This is a genomic window from Nostoc sp. DedQUE12b (genome assembly GCF_034530835.1).
In the GTDB taxonomy this organism is placed as follows: domain Bacteria; phylum Cyanobacteriota; class Cyanobacteriia; order Cyanobacteriales; family Nostocaceae; genus Nostoc.
Window position 1 is genome coordinate 17,381 of record NZ_JAVRCI010000066.1, and the last position, 20,184, is coordinate 37,564.

The window sequence follows — 20,184 nt, forward strand, 5'->3', positions numbered from 1 at the left end:
AATCCCCTGTCCAAGAAAACCTACCTTAATCTTGACGCAGCGATTACATCAACATCAGTAAATATTTCAAATCTTTAATAATTAATTTTTACTAACTCAGCAGATGTAAATTAATGTTTGCGAAATTTAAATACTTCTTTATAGTTAAGAATTGTAGTCATTTTTGGAACAATAACACTAGATTAGTTATCTATGTAAATAAACAGACGTTACATCCGCAGCTTGTGTAAAAATAACTAGTTATCTTGCGTCCTTTATGAATGTTGGCATTTCCTGCTCCATCAGGTAATGCAAGTTTTTATTTGCTATAGTGTGTAAATTTTTTATTTTTAATTACTAGAAAAATGATTATCAGAGTTTTACTGCGTTTCCAGCATAGAATAACCTATCGCGTTCTTAGGGTTATTAGCAGTTCCTTAAAAAAAATTGGGCGTTCTTCAAGTCGGAAGAGAACAATACAGTTTATCCTTCTCTTTACATTTATATTAGGGATGGCAGGGTGTAATTTTTTTGGTATCAACTCAAGTAAAGAACAACTCCCAGCAGTATCCGCACTCACCTCGCCTAAACTACCAGACTGGATTGAACAAATTAGTCCCATTGGGGATGCAAAATCTCTTAACCAAATCCGCATCCGTTTTAAAGAAGCTTTAATTCCAGTTGAAAGTCTCGACAATCCAGAACAACAGAAAATATTAGAAAAATTTGCCCTTTGGCCACCTTTACCCGGTCAATTTCGCTTTTTAACACCGCGCATGGTGGGTTTTCAAGCCGAGAAAGCATTGCCAATAGCGACAAGATTTCAAGTTACCCTCAAAACAGGTTTAGCTGATTTAAAAAATCATCGCTTAGACAAAGATTTACCTTGGACTTTTAATACCGAATCTATCAACCTGACTAATTTACCCGGTGTAAATCCCATTGAAAAGGCTGATATCGAACCAGTTGATTTACAACAAAAGTTACAGTTTACTTCCAACGTCGAATTGGATTTAGCTTCTGTACAAGAACATTTACAATTAGTTGCCGAAGGTAAAAATAAAGGTATAGGTTTTAAAGTTGAGTTAAACAAAGAAGAAAAACCATTAAAAAATGAAGAAGTTCCTTTAGAAAAATTTGACCCTTCAGCACGCAATTGGATTTATAACCTCATTCCACAACAAAATCTGGAAAAAGCAACCAGTTATCGCTTAGTATTTTCTCCAGGAATACGTCCTGCTTATGGCAATCTAGCTACAGAAAAAGAATTTGCTAGTAAATTAGCAACTTATTCGCCTTTGGCTTTTCAGAAAATTAACTTTTACGGACAGCCAGATTCAGGGGGAACTTTTGGAAGATTTATTAAAGGCAGTCCGCAGCTAGAATTTAATAATGTATTATTGCCAGATTCAGCTAAAGAAAACATTTCCATTAATCCAGCACCAAAAGAGATTTCGAGAATTCTGCAAGTTAATGATGAAGATAGAATTGTCGGCATCAATCCTTATGCGCTAGAACCCGCCAAGACTTATACAATTACTATCGGCGAAAATCTCAAAGATAAGTTTGGGCAGACTTTAGGTAAACCTGTCACACTTAAATATGACACTGGAGATTTAGCCGGGGATATCTGGGTACCATCAGATTTGAATATTTTCCCCACAAGTAAAGACTTGCAGCTAAATATTACTACGGGAAATCTGCCAGAATCTAAATATAAAGCCGCTTATCGAGTAGTTCAACCAACAGATTTAGTTTATTTTGATAATAGTAGTGAGTTATTACCACAACCTACTGAATGGCAAAGCTTTAAGGTATCTGGTAAGAAAAATCAATCAGTTGATATTGCTGTTCCTCTGCGGGAAAAAATAAATTCTACTACGGGAATGTTAGCTTATGGAGTGCAAGCCCGCACTAATAAATATCAGGACAATGGTAAAGAACTGTGGCGCGAACCTACGACTTATGGCATGGTTGAATTGACGAATTTGGGCATATTTACTCAGTGGTTTCCTGAGTCAGGGTTAATTCGTGTCAATCATCTTACAGATGGTTCACCAGTTCAAGCGGCTGCTGTTGAAATTTATCAATCAAAATTACAAGCAAAATCTCGTCCAGAACCAGTACCTTGTGCAATAGGTAAAACTGATGACAATGGAATGTTTAGAATTGCTCGTGAAGGATTACAACAATGTTATTCTGGGAATGAAAGCTCTAGCAAATCACCACAATTATTAGTAATTGCTCGTGAGAATCAAGATTGGGCATTCACTAGAACTGAAGAATATAGCGGTGTTTATGGCTATGGTATTGATGCGGGTTGGCAAGATAAAAAGCCACAATCGCGCGGGATAATTTTCTCGGATAGACAATTATATCAACCAGGAGAAAAAGCTTGGTTAACTGGTTTTGCGGACTATTTACAAAATGGTGTAATTCAGCAAGATAAAAATGCTGCTTACCAATTAACTTTGGTAAATCCTGATGGGCAAAAAACCAGCTTAGGTACGCAAACCACAAATGAATTTGGCAGTTTCTCTCTGGAACTGCCAATCAAAACTACTCAGCGCTTAGGCTACTATACAATCCAGGCGAAAGGTAAAAATGGACAAGAAATTTCTGGAGAATTTCGGGTAGCTGAGTTTAAACCACCCAACTTTAAAGTCGAACTTAACTTAGATAAAGAATTTGCATATATTGACGAGAAAATTAATATTAATGCTATAAGCAATTATTTGTTTGGCGCGCCTGTAGAAGGGGGAGAAGCAAAATATTTTATCACTCGCCAGCAGACTGATTTTGTGCCTAAAGGTTGGGAAGGATTTACTTTTGGTAGGCAATGGTTATGGCCGGAGGAAACCCCTACTACATCTAGTGATGTATTGCAAACTAATTCCCAATTAGATGCTAATGGTAAAAGTAGTCAAACTGTAAATGTGGCTAATGATTTACCATATCCGATGACTTACCAAGTAGATGTGCAAGTTGCAGATGTTTCTAATCTGTCGGTAGCGAATTCCAAAACATTTACAGCCTTACCGAGTAATCGCCTCATTGGACTAAAAAGTAATTTCATCGCTGATGCTGGTAAGCCTTTCCCCATTGAAGTGATTGTTACTGACCCGACGGGAAAACCAATCACAGGTCAAAGAGTGCGTCTGGAATTACAACAGATTAAATACAGCAGCATCACGCAGTTAGTGGAAGGTAGCCGAACTCCAAAAAATCAAGTTGAATATAAAACAGTAGGACAAACAGAAATTACATCTGCAAGTAATCCACAATCGGTAAATTTAACAGCCCCGGAATCTGCTTCATATCGGATTAGAGTTAATTTTAGCGATGCTAAAGGTGAATTAAGTGCCACTGATTTACAAATTTGGGCAACTGGAGAAAATCCGGTATTTTGGGGTTCTAGAGAAGAAGATGTCTTAGAAGTTAAATTAGATAAAAAAGAGTTTAAACCTGGTGAAACTGCTACTGCCCTAATTCAATCTCCTTATGCAGATGCAGAATTGTACTTTGCTGTGATTAAAGATAAACCCCTTTATCAGCAGATTATCAAAGTTCAGGGAGGCGCACCACAAATTCAGTTTCAAGTTACGCCAGAAATGTTACCAAATGCAGCCATTGAAGCTGTGTTAGTAAGACAAGGAAAACCCATAAACCAAGTGGAAGCGGGAAGTTTAGATAACTTGGTGAAGATTGGTTTTACACCTTTTAAAGTTAATTTAGAAGATAAGTATTTAAAACTGCAAGTTAAGCCAGTGCAAGCATCATTAGAACCTGGTGCAGAAGAAACGGTACAGCTAGAATTGAAGGATAATCAAGGAAACCCCACCAAAGGACAGTTTACAGTCATGGTGGTAAACGAGGCGGTGTTACAACTTTCTGGTTATCGTCCGCCAGATTTGGTAAATACAGTTTATGCAGAACAGCCAATTTCTACGCGCTTTAGCGATAATCGACCAGATGTCATATTACAAGCACAAGATGTAGCTAAACCCAAAGGTTGGGGTTATGGCGGTGGTTTCTCAACTGGTGCAGCAAATACTCGCACTCGCACCGATTTTCAAGCCTTAGCTTACTACAACGGTTCTGTCCTTAGCGATGCAAATGGGAATGCACAGATAACCTTTAAACTACCGGATGACTTAACTACATGGCGAGTGATGGCTGTCGCCACCGATGGCAATCTGCGTTTCGGGAATGGGGAGGCGACGTTTATCAGCACCAAGCCACTGCTAACTAATGCCATCTTGCCACAGTTTGCCCGTCCAGGCGATCGCATCCTTGCTGGTTTATCTGTCACAAACAACACCGGAAATACAGGAAATCTCTCAATTAATGGCGAACTTAACGGTAATGTGAAGTTTGCTGACAAAAATCCCACAACTACAGCTTTGCAAACCAAAGCTGAATCTGCAACTCGTGCTTATCGCTTTCCAATGGTGGCTGATAGTGTGGGAACTGGTAAAGTTCGCTTTACGACTCAGCTAAATGGTACAGCCGCAGATGCTTTTGAAGTACCTTTGGAAATTAAGCCAATTGAAATTACAGAACAAGTTGTTGAATCTGGTGTCACTGAAAAACAGGTAAAAATTCCCCTGAATGTTGATAAAAATACCTTCCCTGATGCGGGAGGTTTAGATATTCAGTTGGCGAGTACTTTGATTCCAGAAATTAAAGCACCAGCAAAACAGGCTGTAGAAGATGATGATTTACCATTTACAGAACCGGCGGCGAGTCAGTTAATAATTGCGGCAAATCTGCAAACTCTCGCCCAAAAATATGGCCAAAACTTTGCAGAATTTAATCCTAGTCAACAAGCTAATCAAGCAATTGAAAAACTACAAAAACTCCAAATAGCCGATGGTGGCTTTGCTACTTTCCCTGGACAAGAAAAATCTGACCCTTGGGTTTCTTCCTATACGGGTGAATCTTTGGCTAAAGCCAGTCAGGTGTTCCCTAATTTAGTCGATTCTGCAATGGTGTCTCGCCTGAAAGCTTATTTACAAAAAGTTCTAGCAAACCCCGGAGGATACGACTTTTGCAAACAACTACTCTGTAAAAGGCAACTGCAACTTAATGTTTTAATCTCTTTAGCAGAATTGGGAGACAAACGCAATACTTTCCTCGCAGATATTTATGAACAGCGCAATAGCTTTGATGTAGCAACTCAAATTAAACTAGCGCGATACTTATCTCAATTCCCAGAATGGCGAGATGAATCTCAGCAATTAGTGAACAAACTGCAACAGAATATCTATGAAACTGGTCGCACAGCAGTTGTAAGTTTACCAATTAGTTGGGGATGGATGAGTTCATCTACCACAACGCAAGCGCAAGCTTTACGATTATTTATTGCCAAACAAAGTAAACCCGAAGTTATAAATAAGTTATTCCAAAGTCTTCTGGCATTGCGACGAGATGGCACATGGCAAACTAACTATAATAATGCCCAAGCCTTAACAGCTTTGGTAGAATATAGCCAACTGCAACCCACGCCACCTAATTTTGTTGCCACAGTGGAATTAGCTGGTAATAAGTTAGGAGAAAATCGTTTTGAAGGTTACAAAAATCCTAGCTTACAACTAATTCTGCCGATGAATCTATTACCTCGTGGGCGTCAAGATTTAACGCTGCAAAAATCAGGTAATGGCACTTTGCACTATCTGGTTGCTTACAATTATCGCTTGCAAGGAAATCAACCAGGCAGATTTAACGGACTACGCATAACACGAGAAATTAGTCAAGTGAATAAAGAGAAAGTTTTACAAAAAACAGGTCTTTATGCTTTCGATAAACCCTTGACTTTAGCCTCTGGACAGGTGTTTGATATTGGTTTAGAAATCATCGCCGATCATCCAGTGGATCATCTGGTGATAAAAGATCCCCTACCATCAGGTTTTGAGGCGGTGGATGCGAGTTTTCAAACTGCTACCGCTGCATTACAAGCAAAAGCCGATAGCTGGGAACTTGGTTTTAAGAATGTGTACCGCGATCGCATTATCGCCTATGCCGACCACCTGGAACCAGGAGTTTATAGCTTGCATTACTTAGTCCGTTCTGTGACACCTGGGACATTTTCTTGGCCTGGTGCAGAAGTTCACTTGCAATATGCGCCAGAAGAATTTGGGCGTACTGCTGAGTCGACATTAATACTAGAGGACGGGAAGTAACTATTTATGCCATCTTTGGCTACAACAAATCTAAAAAAAATCTTTCCAAGTCTATACGGGCCTGCTTTAAAATCTTAGCTAGGGTGAAACGCTTAACTGGGCGGTGAGCTGGAACAGTTAATTTAAGACTTCATCCGGTATGCTTTTTTCCAATCCAATGTGACTACCTAGCTGGCGTACAACTAGGGTGTTGACTTTGATGAGATTTACCCATTTTTTATTCATACAGTTTTGGTGTCATCATCGGTGAACTAAATTAAATGAGTAATGAGTAATAAAGTTACTTTTTTATTTTCAATGATTTATGGCGATCGCACTACCACTACTGAGAGAAGAGTAGGCGATAGACTCGCTGCTGGAATTCAGTTGTCATTACCTCTAGGTATCTAAATACTGGTAGGCATCACCATATATCTGCATTTATTGTAAAAGCGATCGCATTATCGCCTACGCCGACCACTTCAAACCAGGAGTTTATACCCTCTATTACTTAGCCTGTTCTGTAACTCCTGGTACATTTTCTCGGCCTGGTGCCCAAGTTCACTTGCAATATATGTCAGAAAAATTTGGGCGTACTGCTGAGTTTATATCAACACTTCAGGATAGGAAGTAATTATTGATACTATCTTTATCTACAACAAGTCTAAAAATCTTTCCAAGTATATACTCAAATTTTAACGCCTAACTAGTTGATTTGGTTTTTCTGAGCGCAGGAAACGCTCATCTAAGACTATTTCTTAACAAGCATACTTAAGTAAAGGCTACGTTTATTACATAGATATGTTGAAGTTAAAGTAAAAACAATAACAGTAAATTAGCTGGTTACAATTTAGCGTTAGCCTCAATAGGATATGACACAATACAACTAAAACCCTGATGTAGAGGCGAGATTTATAGCACTTCCGGCAGCTTTGAGGATGTACCTCATAGCTAAAAGCTATGCTAGGAAAGGGGCAAGGAGAAAAACTGTATTGCATAATAGCAGAAAGTGCTATATCCTGTCTTCAAAGGCCAATTATCTACACACTCTTAACTAAACCTGCAATATCACAAATTAGACATTATTTGCTATTCAAATAGTGGGCTTTGAGCTAATGACTATCAAAAAAATTTGGGAATTGAACAACCAAAGCTTGGGCAGATTGCCTTCTCACAATAAAGTCGGAAACTTACTTCTGCTTGAATATTAAACATTGAAAATCAACACAATTAAAAATGCAACAAGTACTAGCATTGATCGAACAAAAAAAAACAAGAATTTGCTCAATTGCCTTTGTTTAATTTTATGCAAGATAAAAGTATAAATCCCAGACAAAGGCTAGCTTGGGCACCATGTGCTGCTCATTTTATTATGAATTTTGGTGAACTGAATAAGTATTTTTTGCGAGTAGAACCAACAACCGATCCAATTCAGACATTAATTAACAAACATACTTATGAAGATGATCATCATTGGCTGTGGTTTCTGGAAGATTTGAAGAACCTAGAATTTGACAAAACCTTGCAATTTAGTGATGCATTAAAATTTCTTTGGAGTGAAGAAACTCAGAATGCTCGCTGGTTGAGTTATCAACTCTATCGATATACTTTGCAAGCTACTCCTATTCAAAAAATAATAGTTATTGAAGTTACCGAAGCAACGGGCAATATAATGTTTTCTGTAGCAGCAGAGATTGGCCAAGAAATTAAAGCAATTACCCAAAAACCATGCCGATATTTTGCAGATTTCCATTTGGATGTTGAAACTGGTCACATGACAGGTTCATCTGGAATAGATCGATGGTTACAAGATATTCAACTATCAGAAGCATCCCAACAAGAAGCTTTTGAACTGGTTGAAAACTTATTTACAGTTTTCACTCAATTTACAAATGGTCTTTTAGTATATGCCAAAAACCATGAAATTGAGCAACTATTGAAAGCTGCATAAATTAACGAGCAAACTGGAAGGAGAAGTTTTACTATGTCACAGCATGTACAAAATGTTGTAATTGTCGGTGGTGGTTCAGCGGGTTGGATGACGGCAGCTTATTTGAGCAAAGCCTTGAAAAAAAATGTTCAGATTACCTTGGTAGAGTCTTCTAATATTACCAAGGTTGGAGTTGGCGAAGCAACTTTTAGTAGCATCAAGTCATTTTTTGATTTTCTGGGATTACAAGAGTATGAATGGATGCCAAAATGCAATGCTACTTATAAGATGGGGATTAAATTTGTTAATTGGAATTCCGATCGAAGACACTTTTACCACCCTTTTGAAAGATTTGATTTTATTGATGGGTTCAGTATCTCTGAATGGTGGTTGAAACTTAAGAGTTCCAATGAGCCATTTGATTACTCCTGCTTCATGGCACCGACGCTGTGCGATCATCAAAGGTCTCCGAGATATCTTAACGGCAAAATCTTTGATGATAGAGTAGAACATTTATTCTCAGAGAAACATTTTTCTGAAAAAAATCTTATAACACTTGCTGATGCTGAAGGTCAGTATCCTTACGCCTACCATTTTGATGCAAATCTAATTGCTAGATTCTTAAAAGACTATTCAATACAGAGGGGCGTGAAACAAATTGTTGATGATGTGGTAGATGTAAATTTAACTGAGGATGGAAGCATAGACAGTCTCAACACTAACGAGCATGGCATTATCAGTGGAGACCTTTTCATTGACTGTACTGGTTTCCGTGGTCTTTTGATTAACAAAGCTCTTGGTGAGCCATTCATTTCTTATTCAGAGTCGCTACTGTGCGATCGCGCGATCGCCATACAGATACCAAGCGATATTCAAAAAAATGGCATCAACCCTTACACAACTGCAACTGCTCTCTCATCAGGTTGGGTCTGGAATATACCTTTGTATGGTAGAGATGGTACAGGTTATGTTTATTCCAGCGCCTTCATCTCTGCGGAGGAAGCAGAACAAGAATTTCGCCAGCATTTAGGAAATGTCGCTGATAATTGCAAAGCCTCTCATATCCAGATGAGGATTGGACGTAACAGAAACTCATGGGTGAAAAACTGTGTAGCAATAGGGCTTTCCAGTGGCTTTGTTGAACCATTGGAATCTACTGGGATATTTTTTATTCAGCATGGAATCGAAGAGCTAGTCAATCACTTTCCAGGCAAGTCGTTCAATGAAGAGTTGATCCGCAACTATAATAGAGCGATCGCTAACTGTCTAGATGGTGTTCGGGACTTTTTGGTACTCCATTACCGTGCCAGCGATCGAGCAGATACAAAGTTTTGGCAAGCAACTAAGCAAGAAATTAAAGTTCCTGCACAACTGCAAGAAAAGTTAAAGTTGTGGAGAAGCAGATTACCAAATAAAAAGAATATCAATCCATATTTTCATGGCTTCGAGACATACTCTTATTCGGTAATGTTACTTGGACTCAATCATAAGCCAGAAGGCAGTTTACCTCTGCTGGAGCATCTTGACGACGAGAAGGCGCTAGCTAAATTTAAGGCAATTAAGGAAAAAGCCAATTACCTGAGTACAAATCTACCCTCTCAATATGAATACTTAACTTATGTAATCAAGTCTCAAGAACAGTCAGAATACCTCAGCGACAATCATTTACCGACTTCATCAGTTAGCGATAGCGCATATCAAATTCCTGTGCCAATTTAATATAGGACTTACACAAACAATAAATAGTCAAAACCCTGATTTTTAGGTAGGGGCAATTCATGAATTGCCCCTACTGCGTGTATTTTTGCGTAAGTCCGATAATAATTGAGGAGAACCCAAGATGACAGCGAAACAAATATGCGTGATTGGGGCAGGAGTGAGCGGATTAGTCTCAGCCAAGACATTTCTTGAGGAAGGTTACGAAGTTACATTGTTCGAGAAACGGCAGGGGCTTGGTGGGGTATGGGAAAGATCGAGAACTTACCCAGGACTGTCGATCCAAAATCCCAGAGACACCTATGCTTTCTCAGACTATCCTATGCCTGCGTCTTATCCAGAATGGCCTTCAGGAGAGCAAATATGCGCTTACCTTGAATCCTATGCCCAACACTTTGGTGTAGCAGAAAAAATTCAGTTTGGTGTAAAAGTAACTAAAGTGGAGCGTAAATCAGGAAATACTCCTGGATGGATTGTTAGTGTTAGCTTTCAAAAAGATGGTAAGGAGATCAGAAAACAAAATTACGAGTTCGACTTTGTGATTGTGTGCAATGGTCTTTGTGATATTCCCTACATTCCTAACTTGCCGGAAATGGAAGAGTTCATTGCCGCCGGAGGTCAGGTAATACATACTAACAACTTTAATGACGGCTCTGTAATTCAGGGGAAGCGAGTGGTTGTTGTCGGTTTTGGCAAATCAGCCACCGATTTAGCGAATCTCGCAGCTAGCAAGGCCAAGGAATGTACCCTTGTGTTCCGTCAAGCACTGTGGAAAGTTCCTAACTTTTTTCTTGGTCTGTTGAACATCAAGTATATTTTCCTGACTCGGTTTGCAGAAATTTGGATACCCTATCATAAACTTCAAGGATGGGAAAAGTGGCTGCATAGTTTTGGAAAGCCACTGGTGTGGGCGTTTTGGCGGCTAAATGAGACTATCCTGCGCTTACAGTTTCCCCTTGATGCTTGTGGGATGGTGCCCAAACAACCGATGAACAAATTGATCGGCTGTAGTATCGGCTTGGTACCTAAAGGCTTTTTTGAGCATGTACGCGCAGGCAAAATTCGTGCTGTGAAGACAAAAATCAACAAGTTTTTTGCTAGTGGCGTCGAATTGGATAATGGCGAGCAAATACAGGCAGATGTTGTTGTCTTTGGCACAGGTTTTCTTCAGGATATCCCCTTTTTAGAAGAAAAATACCACAGGCATGTATTTGATGAGGAAGGCACTTTCCATCTTTACCGCCATCTCATTCACCCTCATGTTCCACAGATGGGTTTTGTTGGTTATAACTATACTTTCTGTGCCCAGTTATCAGCAGAGATTGGTGCTAGGTGGTTATCAGAGTATGTCAAAGGAAATATACCCTTACCATCCCCGCAACAGATGTTAGAGGATGTAAAAGCAGAGTTGGAATGGAGGAAGAAAGATAGACCCTATGCTTTCGTCAGCGGAGCATGTTTAATTCCTTTTACATTCCATTACATTGATGAATTGCTTCAGGATATGGATCTCAACACCCGCCGTAAACCAGGAAACCTGCTTGGAGAGTTGATAATGCCAGCAGATCCATCTGCCTACAAGAATCTCCGACAAGAATTACAAGCAAAACAACAGCCATCTCTTAATGATTCTGCGATCGCGGCAAGTGTAGAGGTAACAAGCGTTCCTTAATATCTCCATAATACGGTTCGATGAAGTTCTAAACCGAACCGTATTATAAAGAGTGCTGAATATTGTAAATTTTTCAGTATTAACGGCTTGTTTTACTGTTGCATTGGAATCTCAATCACAAACTCAGTTCCCTTTCCTGGAGTTGATTCACAGCTTAACTGACCTTTATGTTTGTCCACTACCACTTGATAACTAATTGACAACCCCAACCCCGTACCACTTCCTACTGCCTTAGTGGTAAAAAATGGATCAAATATTTTCTGCATCACCTGTGCAGTCATACCATAACCGTTATCAGCAATCCGAATCTTCAACGTGTTTGCTTCTCCTAGTTCAGTACGAATACGAATTTGAGGATTTTTGCCTGGAGAATTTTCTTTATTCTTGTAATCTTCTAAAGCATCGATCGCATTACTTAAAATATTCATAAACACTTGGTTGAGTTGCCCAGCATAGCAAATAACATCCGGCAGTTGCGCGTATTCTTTAAAGACTTGAATTTCTGGGCAATCGCTCTTTTCCTTGAGTCGGTGCTGCAAAATCATTAGAGTACTATCGATGCCTTCATGAATATTTACAGGCTTCATTTCCGATTCATCTAGACGAGAGAAGTTACGTAAGCTCAGAATAATATTTCGGATACGGGAACTTCCTACCTTCATCGAATCGAGAACTCTTGGAAGGTCTTCTCTCAAGAATTCTACATCCATTTCCTCAATTTTTTGCTCCACTATTACTGAGGGATGGGGATATTGTTGCTGATAAATATTAATCAAATCTAGCAATTGGTGAACATAGTCACTTGCGTGAGTGATATTACCATGAATAAAATTGATCGGGTTATTAATCTCATGGGCAATACCCGCCACCATTTGCCCTAATGAAGACATTTTTTCACTTTGAATTAATTTACTTTGGGTACTTTGTAATTCTTCTAGAGCTTCTTGCAGATGCTGATTTTTTTCATTAAGTTCTGCTGTTCTTACTACCACCTTTTCCTCTAGTATATGACTGTAGTCCTCCAATTGCTCATTCGCTTCAGCCAAATTATTGTAGAGAATGGCATTTTCTAAAGAGATTGCAGCTTGGATAGTTAAGAGCTTGAGAACTTCTAGGCGATCGCGTGTAAATGCTCCTGTTGTTAAATTATTTTCTAGATAAATCAGCCCCAGCAATTTACCTTGATTAAGCATTGGAATACATAATATGCTTTTTGGCTCCTCACGGTTAATATAATTATCTACGGCAAAATAAGCTTTGTCTTTAATGTCATCAATTACTAAGATTTCTTGGGTTCGTTTGACATAATTAATCAAAGAAATAGGAACAAGATCGGTAGACTCGAAAGGAATAGATAAAAACTCTGTACTAGTATCTCTAAAAGTGGAAGCAGAACTAATTGCCGCAATAGTTAAGTCTAAGTTATTAGCTTCGCTCAATATCAGCACACATTTAGAAGCTCCTGCATTCTCCATCACAACTTCCATTAAAGTAGAAAGGAGTGCTTCCAATTCAATCTCTCCAGATACTGCTTGAGAAGCTTTAATGACAGTTCCCAAATCTAACATATCTGAAATACTAGTGTTGGAGCCAATGACAGTTTCATTCGTCACCAGGCTCGATTTATTGCTAAGTGTAGATAGGTGTAGGCCCAGTTCAGGTAAATTCTTGTCACTGTAAGAATAGCTAAGTTCTTCTTGCTGAATCGTGGGGAGAAGTAATTGAGGATAGCGTTTTTGCAAGCCATAAACTTTGGCTAAAGCTCCCCAGCGAACATAGCAATAGTAGGCATCAGTGAGGTATAATTGGGCAATTTTTTGTTTACCCCATTTGAGATAAAACGTAGCCGCTAATTCACAAGCAAGAGCTTCTTCATTAATGTACTCATTTTCTTTACTAAGGGAAATAGCGCATTCATAATTATCTATTGCTTCAAGATATTGACCAAGAACTCGATGCCGTTCCGCCTCTACTAAATGAAATTTATGTAAGTAATTCATTGGAGCATGATGTGCCCAATGTGCTATTTTTTCCTGATTTGTTATAACTTTTTTGAGAATTTTTTGTTGTTTATCTTCATCAATATCAGGGTATAAAGCAAGCTGTATTAATGAATCATAAAAATAGAATTGAGCACTAATTATCATTCCTAGACCAGCATATAAATACTGTTCTGCCTTCAGAGAATTTTCAAATGCTTGGGAATAATCTGTAAATAGGTAACATAGTTGCATCTTACAAATAAATAAAGAAATAATTGCAACTCCATCATTAGCCGCTATATGAATCGGTAACATTGTTTTTTCATTATATGCGTTACCAATTAAACAGCAAAAGTTTTCTGAAGAACCCAACAAATTCAATACCATCTGGCGATATATTTCATTCCAATGAAAAACTCGCTCTTGCTTGATTTGTTTTATAGCATTGCTATGCGTTGCCATTTCCCGCTCAAGAGGAACTAATTCATGACCAACAAAATATGCATAATATGAGTACGTATAAAGACAATAAGCCCCAAATTCTAAATCTCCTGTTTCCAAATTATTAGAGTAAACTTCTATTAGAGGTTTTAGTGTATTTCTAACATGTTCTTTCCAGGGTTTGATGAGTTGATTAAATGTTTGAATTACCTTCAACATAACTTCTTGAGTTTGAAATTTGGTCAACATACTTTCAGCCAGTTTGCCAAATCGATAGCCAGACTCAATATCTCCCACTACACTGCACAATATAATCCCATAAGCAACATACACGAATGCAGATAAAGATGCATTGCCATATTTAATCGATAAGTTGATCTGATTCAGAACTATTAATGGAAACAATGTGGGAACAACTGTGTAGGTAAAAGCAGTTATATTAGATAATATACGTATCACTACTAATGACCGAGAGTCCGTCATTTGGGGTAAATTAATTAAGTCTTCAATACTCCTACCGCTTAGATGCGATGCTGTTTCCGCTAATGCTATTTCAACATCAGACTGCTGAGGATTACAGGGAAAGTCTACCCCTAATAATTTTAAAAATGCTAGTGCAAGGTTAACAGCTTCTAATGCTTGACCCTGTGCGCCATAAGCCTGAATTTTTACTTCATAGACTTTCACTTTTTCTAAAAGTGTTTTAGCTCTTGCTAATACCACCTTTGCCAGTTTCTCCATCTGCTCAAAATCACCAACTAAGTATGCTGCTTCTGTTGCTATTTCATACAAAGCTAGAGTTAGCTCATATTTCATCTCCCAACTATCATCTGCTAGTAGCTCAATTCCAGCAGTAAAATACTTAAGTGCCGATGAATAAGCTGTTGATACTAAAGCCTTACGTCCAGCAATTAGATTCATTTCAGCTAACTCATTACGTTTAGCTTGATGGGTGATAAATTCGGCTGCAATATTGAAATGATTGACAAGTTCAAAAATATTTTCTTCTCGTTCTGCAACTGGAGTATTTTTCAAGAGAAGCAGCCCAATTTTTAAGTGCATCTGCTTGATTTTGTCTTTGGGAATTAGAGAATAAGCTGCTTGCTGAACTCTATCATGTACGAATTTATATCTGGGGAGTTGGGAATTAGTTGCTGAGAAATTTTCTGAGTCTCTAGTTGAAAAACTTAATAGTTGTCTATCATTTTCTGGTGCAAAATTACAACCGTCTTTTTGAGGAATAATTAGTCCTTCAAGTAATGCTTGCCATAAGTCAGATGCAGTATCTATTACCGATTTTTCATTAACAAGTGACAATGTTTTTAAGTCAAACTCATTACCAATACAAGCAGATATTTTTAATACATTTTGTACATTTTGGGGTAACTTTTCTATTTGTATGCCCATAAACTCTACGACATCATCTGTAAGAGATAAAGTTTTAATTTTGTTAATATCATACTTCCAATACCCAGCATCAAAATCTAATTCAATTAATCCGTCATCATATAATAACTTGAGGAACTGAGATGCAAAGAAGGGGTTCCCTTTAGTTTTGAAAAATACCATTTGAGTTAAAGGGACAGCAATGGCTTCTGGACAGCGCAGTGTATCAGCAATTAGATGATTTAAATCAATCTGACTTAAAGGTAAGAGTTTAATTGTATTAATTACTCCTCCTGTATTGATAATTTCTTGTAGTGTTAAATGTAGCGGATGTAAATTTGAGACTTCATTATCTCTATAGGCACCCATTAGTAGTAAACTACCTTTATTTTCAGATAGATTCTCTGTATCCTTAGCAAAGCCAGAAGAAGTTCCATCCATTAATAATTGAATGAACTTCAAGGAAGTCGTATCAGCCCATTGCAAATCATCTAGAAAGATGACCAGAGGATGATCTTTAGTAGAGAATACCTGGATAAATCTCTGGAACAATAAATTGAAGCGATTTTGAGCAGCGCTACCAGTAAGTTCAGCAGATGCAGGTTGTTTGCCAATAATTATTTCCAGTTCAGGAATTACATTAATAATTACTTGAGATTGCGTACTCAATGCCGATAAAATTTTGGTTTTCCACTGTTGAATTTGGGCATCTGTTTCGGAGAGTATTTGCTCAATTAAATCCCGCAAAGCTTGCACTAATCCTGACAAGGGTATATCACGTTGGAATTGGTCAAATTTTCCTTTGATGAAGTAACTACGCTGTCTAGCAATAGGTTTTTGGACTTCATTCACCACAGCAGTTTTACCAATCCCTGAGTAACCAGAGACTAAAATCATTTCCGTGTTTCCCTTGGTCACTCGGTCAAAAGTAGTGAGTAGAATTTCAATCTCTCTTTGACGACCATAAAGTTTTTCAGGAATAGCAAAATGATTTGAGATATCCCGACTTCCTAATTCAAAGGCTGTAATATTTCCTTTCTCTTGCCATTGATTTTGACATCTCTCCAAGTCATACCTAAGTCCATGAGCACTCTGATATCGGTCTTCGGCATTTTTTGCCATCAGCTTGCTGATAATATCAGATAAAATTGTGGGAATATTGGAGTTAATATAGCTAGCTTTTGGCGGCTCTTTGGCAATATGAGAGTAGACTAACTCCATCGGTTCAGTGCTACTAAAGGGTAACTGTCCTGTTAGAAGTTCAAAGAAGGTGATACCCAAGGAATAAAAGTCGGTACGGTAGTCTATCCCTCGATTCATGCGTCCTGTTTGTTCAGGGGAAATATAAGCTAGAGTTCCTTCTAGGACGTTGGGATTTGTGAGAAATTGAATTTCTTTTGGTAATAAAGTAGCAATACTAAAATCGATGATCCTGGTTTTACCTGTTATCGGATGAATCAAAATATTAGCAGGTTTAATATCTTTGTGAATAATGCGATGGTGATGTAGCTGTTCCAAAGTTGCACTAATTTCAATGGCAATATCGAAAAACTCACTTAATGAAACAGAATTTTTTCCTTTTTTATGTTCTTCTTGTTGCCAGAGATTAAGGGCAATACTCCCAAAATCTTCCATTACTATAATATATCTATTGTCATATTTCTCTAGACTTATTGCTTTGACTATGCCTGGAATATCAATATTTTTGGTAATGGCGTATTGATTATGAAACTGATTAATTTCAGCAAAACTAGGATTTTCATTACGCATCAATTTTAAAATAACTGATTGCTGATCTGTTTCTCTTGTAGCTCGATAAACTAAGGTTTTTTTACCTGAATATAATTGCTTAATAATGCGATAGCCAAGTATGAGAAATAGTTCATTTGATTCTATTAACATTGCATCTAGTTATGATAATTTTCTTTCTCTGGTTTAGTATACCCAGGAGATAGTTCCTACTATCAGTGAGCAGAGCGATTTTGTGATGTGCTAAAAATTAAGTGTTAATCACCAATTTACAGCAGATTTTAGGTATAGCAGATATTTATTTTGCTGTATGTAGAGCTAGAGAATATACTTACAATTCTTTATGCTCTTAGCAAAATACATTTTACAAACTATACAGCGTATAACAAGGCAAGAAGTTATGTAAGTTATAACAAAATTACCAAAGCGATGTCTGCGACAATACGTTCGCATAGCGTCTTTGACAGGAGAAGCGTCTACGCACTTGTAACTTTAACTATTCAATTTTTAAGACTTCACTACTACCCATTGCGTCACAGCTGCCATTGCTCGCCAACCTAAAAATTTACCAATAGGTTCCGCCCGCTGAATGGCAATACGAGTTAAATTGCCACCGACTCGTTCATACCATTGAAATAAAGTTTGTTCACCCTCTACCGTGACAACATTTGCTACTAAACGTCCACCCGGCCGCAGTGCTTCCCAGCAAATATCAAAAAGTCCCGTTGCTGTCACCCCACCACCAATAAAAATCGCATCTGGTACTGGCAAGTCTTTCAGGGTATGGGGCGCTTTACCTTCAATGATTTGCAGATTTGGAGTACCCAGAGTCGCGGCATTATCGGCAATACATAGTAGTCTAGAGGAATTTTGTTCGATCGCGATCGCTCGACACCGAGCATTACTCCGCATCCATTCAATTGAAATTGAGCCGCAACCCGCGCCCACATCCCACAATAATTCTCCTGGTGTCGGTGCTAAAGCTGCAAGGGTAATTGCCCTAACTTCACGCTTCGTTAACTGTCCATCGTGGTGGTAGGCGTTATCTGGTAATCCTGGTAATCTTGGTAATGGGATAACCCCAGCATCAGCAATACAATTAACTGCGATCGCATTCAACACTGCAACTTCAGTTTCGCTCCAGGATGCAGCCGTACCTTCCACAATTCTTTCATGAGCGCCGCCCATACGCTCCAATACAGTGATTTTACTGTCACTATAGCCGCGATTTGTCAAAATTTGAGCAATGATCGCTGGTGTCTCTTTGCCCTCACTCAAAATCAACAGCCGCGCTCCCGGATAAATGTAAGACTGAAGTAGGGAGGATGGACGACCATTCAAACTCAAGGTTTCTACCTCAGTTAAAGACCATCCCACCCTGGCACAGGCGAGGCTGAAGGCTGAAGGTGCAGGGATAATCGTCATTTCAGAGATGGGAATTCGCCGCATCAAGGTGACACCAATGCCATAACACATCGGATCGCCGCTTGCGAGTACGCAGATTGACTGGCCGCGACGCTGGATGATTTCGTCTACAGAAGTGCTAATGGGAGATGTCCAGACTAGTTTCTCGCGTTGCTCGTCTGTAGGCAGCATTGCTAAATGGCGATCGCCTCCCACAATTACTTGAGCTTGCTCGACTAGAGAACGAGCGATCGCACTTAACCCCTGTAATCCATCTTCCCCAATACCAACAATAGACAGCCATTTCTGTATCATGCTAATTCATGATTAATTACTTTATAACCTTGTTGGTAGCGAACTTTTAACTGATAATTCCTAGATTGTTGTAGATTTCGATCAGATTGCCATCAGGATCGCGCAAATGAGCTGTGCGGATTCCCCAGCTTGGGCGATCTTGTGGTTGAGTCACAACGAGCGCATTTTGATCCTTTACTTGCTCATAGACCTCATCCACATTATCGACTGCCAAAATCAAGACAACTTTATCTCGATTGACAATGTATGAAGGCTGTTCAATTCTTGGGACTACTTCAGCCATTAATTCTTGTTTGAGTAAACCTAGCTTGAGATATCCGGTATTAAACTCAGCATATCCGCTATCTTCATCCCCCCAATCGACATCAAATTTCAGCAGATCCCGGTAGAACAGAAAAGAATCTTTATAATTGGAGACAAGCAGTCTCAGGTGTGTTAGCTGAAGCTTCATATCTGTTGGGTTAGTCTACTAACTGTGAATTCTAGGTTCTGGGTGCAAAGTCGCCAGCAACTCGCTTTCGACAATTGCTAATTCATCAAGCCGTTGCATGACAATTTCTTTGTCGAAATAAGTAGCAGCTAAAACCCAATATATACCGTAGTGACGCGCTTCGGATGCCATTAGCCCACGATAAAATTTTGCTAACTCTGGCTCTGGACAGTGAGCAGCTAATAGTCCCAGGCGTTCGTGAGAGCGAGCTTCAATTAAACCAGTGACTAGTAAGGAATCTAGAAATCGCTCAGGTTCTTTGGGGCGTACTTGAGCTTTTAAACCCGCGCCGTAGGGAGGCGGTGGTAGGGGAGCTAGGGGAATATTCCGGCGTTCTAACCATTGGTTAACTAGTTCAAAGTGTTCTAGTTCTTCGCGAGCGATCGCAGTTAACTCCCGTACCATTTTAGTATTAGAAGGGTAGCGAAACATCATGTTCAATGCCACGCCTGCTGCTTTGCGTTCGCAGTGGGAGTGGTCGAGTAAGATGATATCTAAATTAGCGATCGCTTGTTCTAACCAAGCAGAACTAGTAGGCTGTTTCAGGGCGTTGATAGTCGATAACTGAGTAAGCACAGAGTCACAAAACTCCAGAATTTAAATTTGGTTAAGTATCGTAGCAAATTGATTTTAACGGAATATCCTTTCATGGCAATAATTTGTAGTTCTCTTGGCATTGTGGGGAAAAGGGTAAAGGGTAAAGGTATGGAATTTTCCCTTACCCAATAACCTTTAACATGCACCCCAACATCTTGGCATTTGTTACTTTTGCAAGATGTCTAATGATTGCTTTGATCGAGAAACACAAAAGTAAAACTTACCTCTGCTTCAGTAAAGCAACAGAGAGAGCAAGAGGCAAAAGGCAAAAACTTACTGTAACTTCTCCTCTGCTCCCCTGCTCCCCCAATACTTCTCGGTTAAAGGGAAAAGGGGAAAGGGAAAAGGGAAAGAAAAAACCT

At 38.9% G+C, this 20,184-nt stretch carries 11 protein-coding genes; 7 read left to right on the forward strand and 4 right to left on the reverse strand.

Annotated features, from left to right (window positions below; genetic code table 11):
• The first annotated feature begins 491 nt into the window (after positions 1 to 491).
• The 6 genes from RMY16_RS25255 to RMY16_RS25275 all read left to right on the forward strand — a co-directional run bounded on the left by RMY16_RS25255 (position 492) and on the right by RMY16_RS25275 (position 11,458).
• Complete coding sequence (locus RMY16_RS25255) at positions 492 to 6,161, forward strand: alpha-2-macroglobulin (RefSeq protein WP_322738657.1); 5,670 nt, start codon at positions 492 to 494, stop codon at positions 6,159 to 6,161.
• Positions 6,162 to 6,428: 267 nt separating this feature from the next.
• Positions 6,429 to 6,551, forward strand: coding sequence for a hypothetical protein (locus RMY16_RS25260; RefSeq protein WP_322738658.1), 123 nt, complete (start codon positions 6,429 to 6,431; stop codon positions 6,549 to 6,551).
• A 28-nt stretch (positions 6,552 to 6,579) separates the two neighbouring features.
• Positions 6,580 to 6,774, forward strand: a complete 195-nt coding sequence (locus tag RMY16_RS33155; protein WP_416211703.1) for a hypothetical protein — start codon at positions 6,580 to 6,582, stop codon at positions 6,772 to 6,774.
• Between the two features lie 738 nt (positions 6,775 to 7,512).
• Complete coding sequence (locus RMY16_RS25265; protein ID WP_322738659.1) at positions 7,513 to 8,091, forward strand: hypothetical protein; 579 nt, start codon at positions 7,513 to 7,515, stop codon at positions 8,089 to 8,091.
• 33 nt (positions 8,092 to 8,124) lie between these two features.
• Positions 8,125 to 9,789, forward strand: coding sequence for a tryptophan halogenase family protein (locus tag RMY16_RS25270; protein WP_322738660.1), 1,665 nt, complete (start codon positions 8,125 to 8,127; stop codon positions 9,787 to 9,789).
• A gap of 121 nt (positions 9,790 to 9,910) precedes the next feature.
• Positions 9,911 to 11,458: an NAD(P)/FAD-dependent oxidoreductase gene (locus RMY16_RS25275; RefSeq protein WP_322738661.1), complete on the forward strand. Its 1,548-nt coding sequence runs from the start codon at positions 9,911 to 9,913 to the stop codon at positions 11,456 to 11,458.
• Positions 11,459 to 11,550: 92 nt separating this feature from the next.
• On the opposite strand, the gene RMY16_RS25280 is transcribed toward RMY16_RS25275, so the two are convergent.
• From RMY16_RS25280 to RMY16_RS25295, 4 genes are all read right to left on the reverse strand, one after another.
• Positions 11,551 to 17,169 carry an AAA family ATPase gene (locus RMY16_RS25280; protein WP_322738662.1) on the reverse strand — a complete coding sequence of 1,873 codons (5,619 nt, stop codon included), beginning with the start codon at positions 17,167 to 17,169 and terminating at the stop codon, positions 11,551 to 11,553.
• A gap of 354 nt (positions 17,170 to 17,523) precedes the next feature.
• Positions 17,524 to 18,735, reverse strand: coding sequence for a precorrin-6y C5,15-methyltransferase (decarboxylating) subunit CbiE (cbiE, locus tag RMY16_RS25285; RefSeq protein ID WP_322738663.1), 1,212 nt, complete (start codon positions 18,733 to 18,735; stop codon positions 17,524 to 17,526).
• A gap of 46 nt (positions 18,736 to 18,781) precedes the next feature.
• The gene (locus tag RMY16_RS25290; protein ID WP_094353017.1) at positions 18,782 to 19,186 is read right to left on the reverse strand and encodes a VOC family protein; all 405 of its coding nucleotides are present in this window, start codon (positions 19,184 to 19,186) and stop codon (positions 18,782 to 18,784) included.
• 18 nt (positions 19,187 to 19,204) lie between these two features.
• Positions 19,205 to 19,801, reverse strand: coding sequence for a tRNA-(ms[2]io[6]A)-hydroxylase (locus RMY16_RS25295; protein WP_322668290.1), 597 nt, complete (start codon positions 19,799 to 19,801; stop codon positions 19,205 to 19,207).
• A 176-nt stretch (positions 19,802 to 19,977) separates the two neighbouring features.
• Here RMY16_RS25295 and RMY16_RS25300 point away from each other — a divergent pair.
• Positions 19,978 to 20,184, forward strand: a 207-nt coding sequence (locus tag RMY16_RS25300) for a hypothetical protein (RefSeq protein WP_322738664.1), incomplete at its 3' end; no start/stop codon positions are given.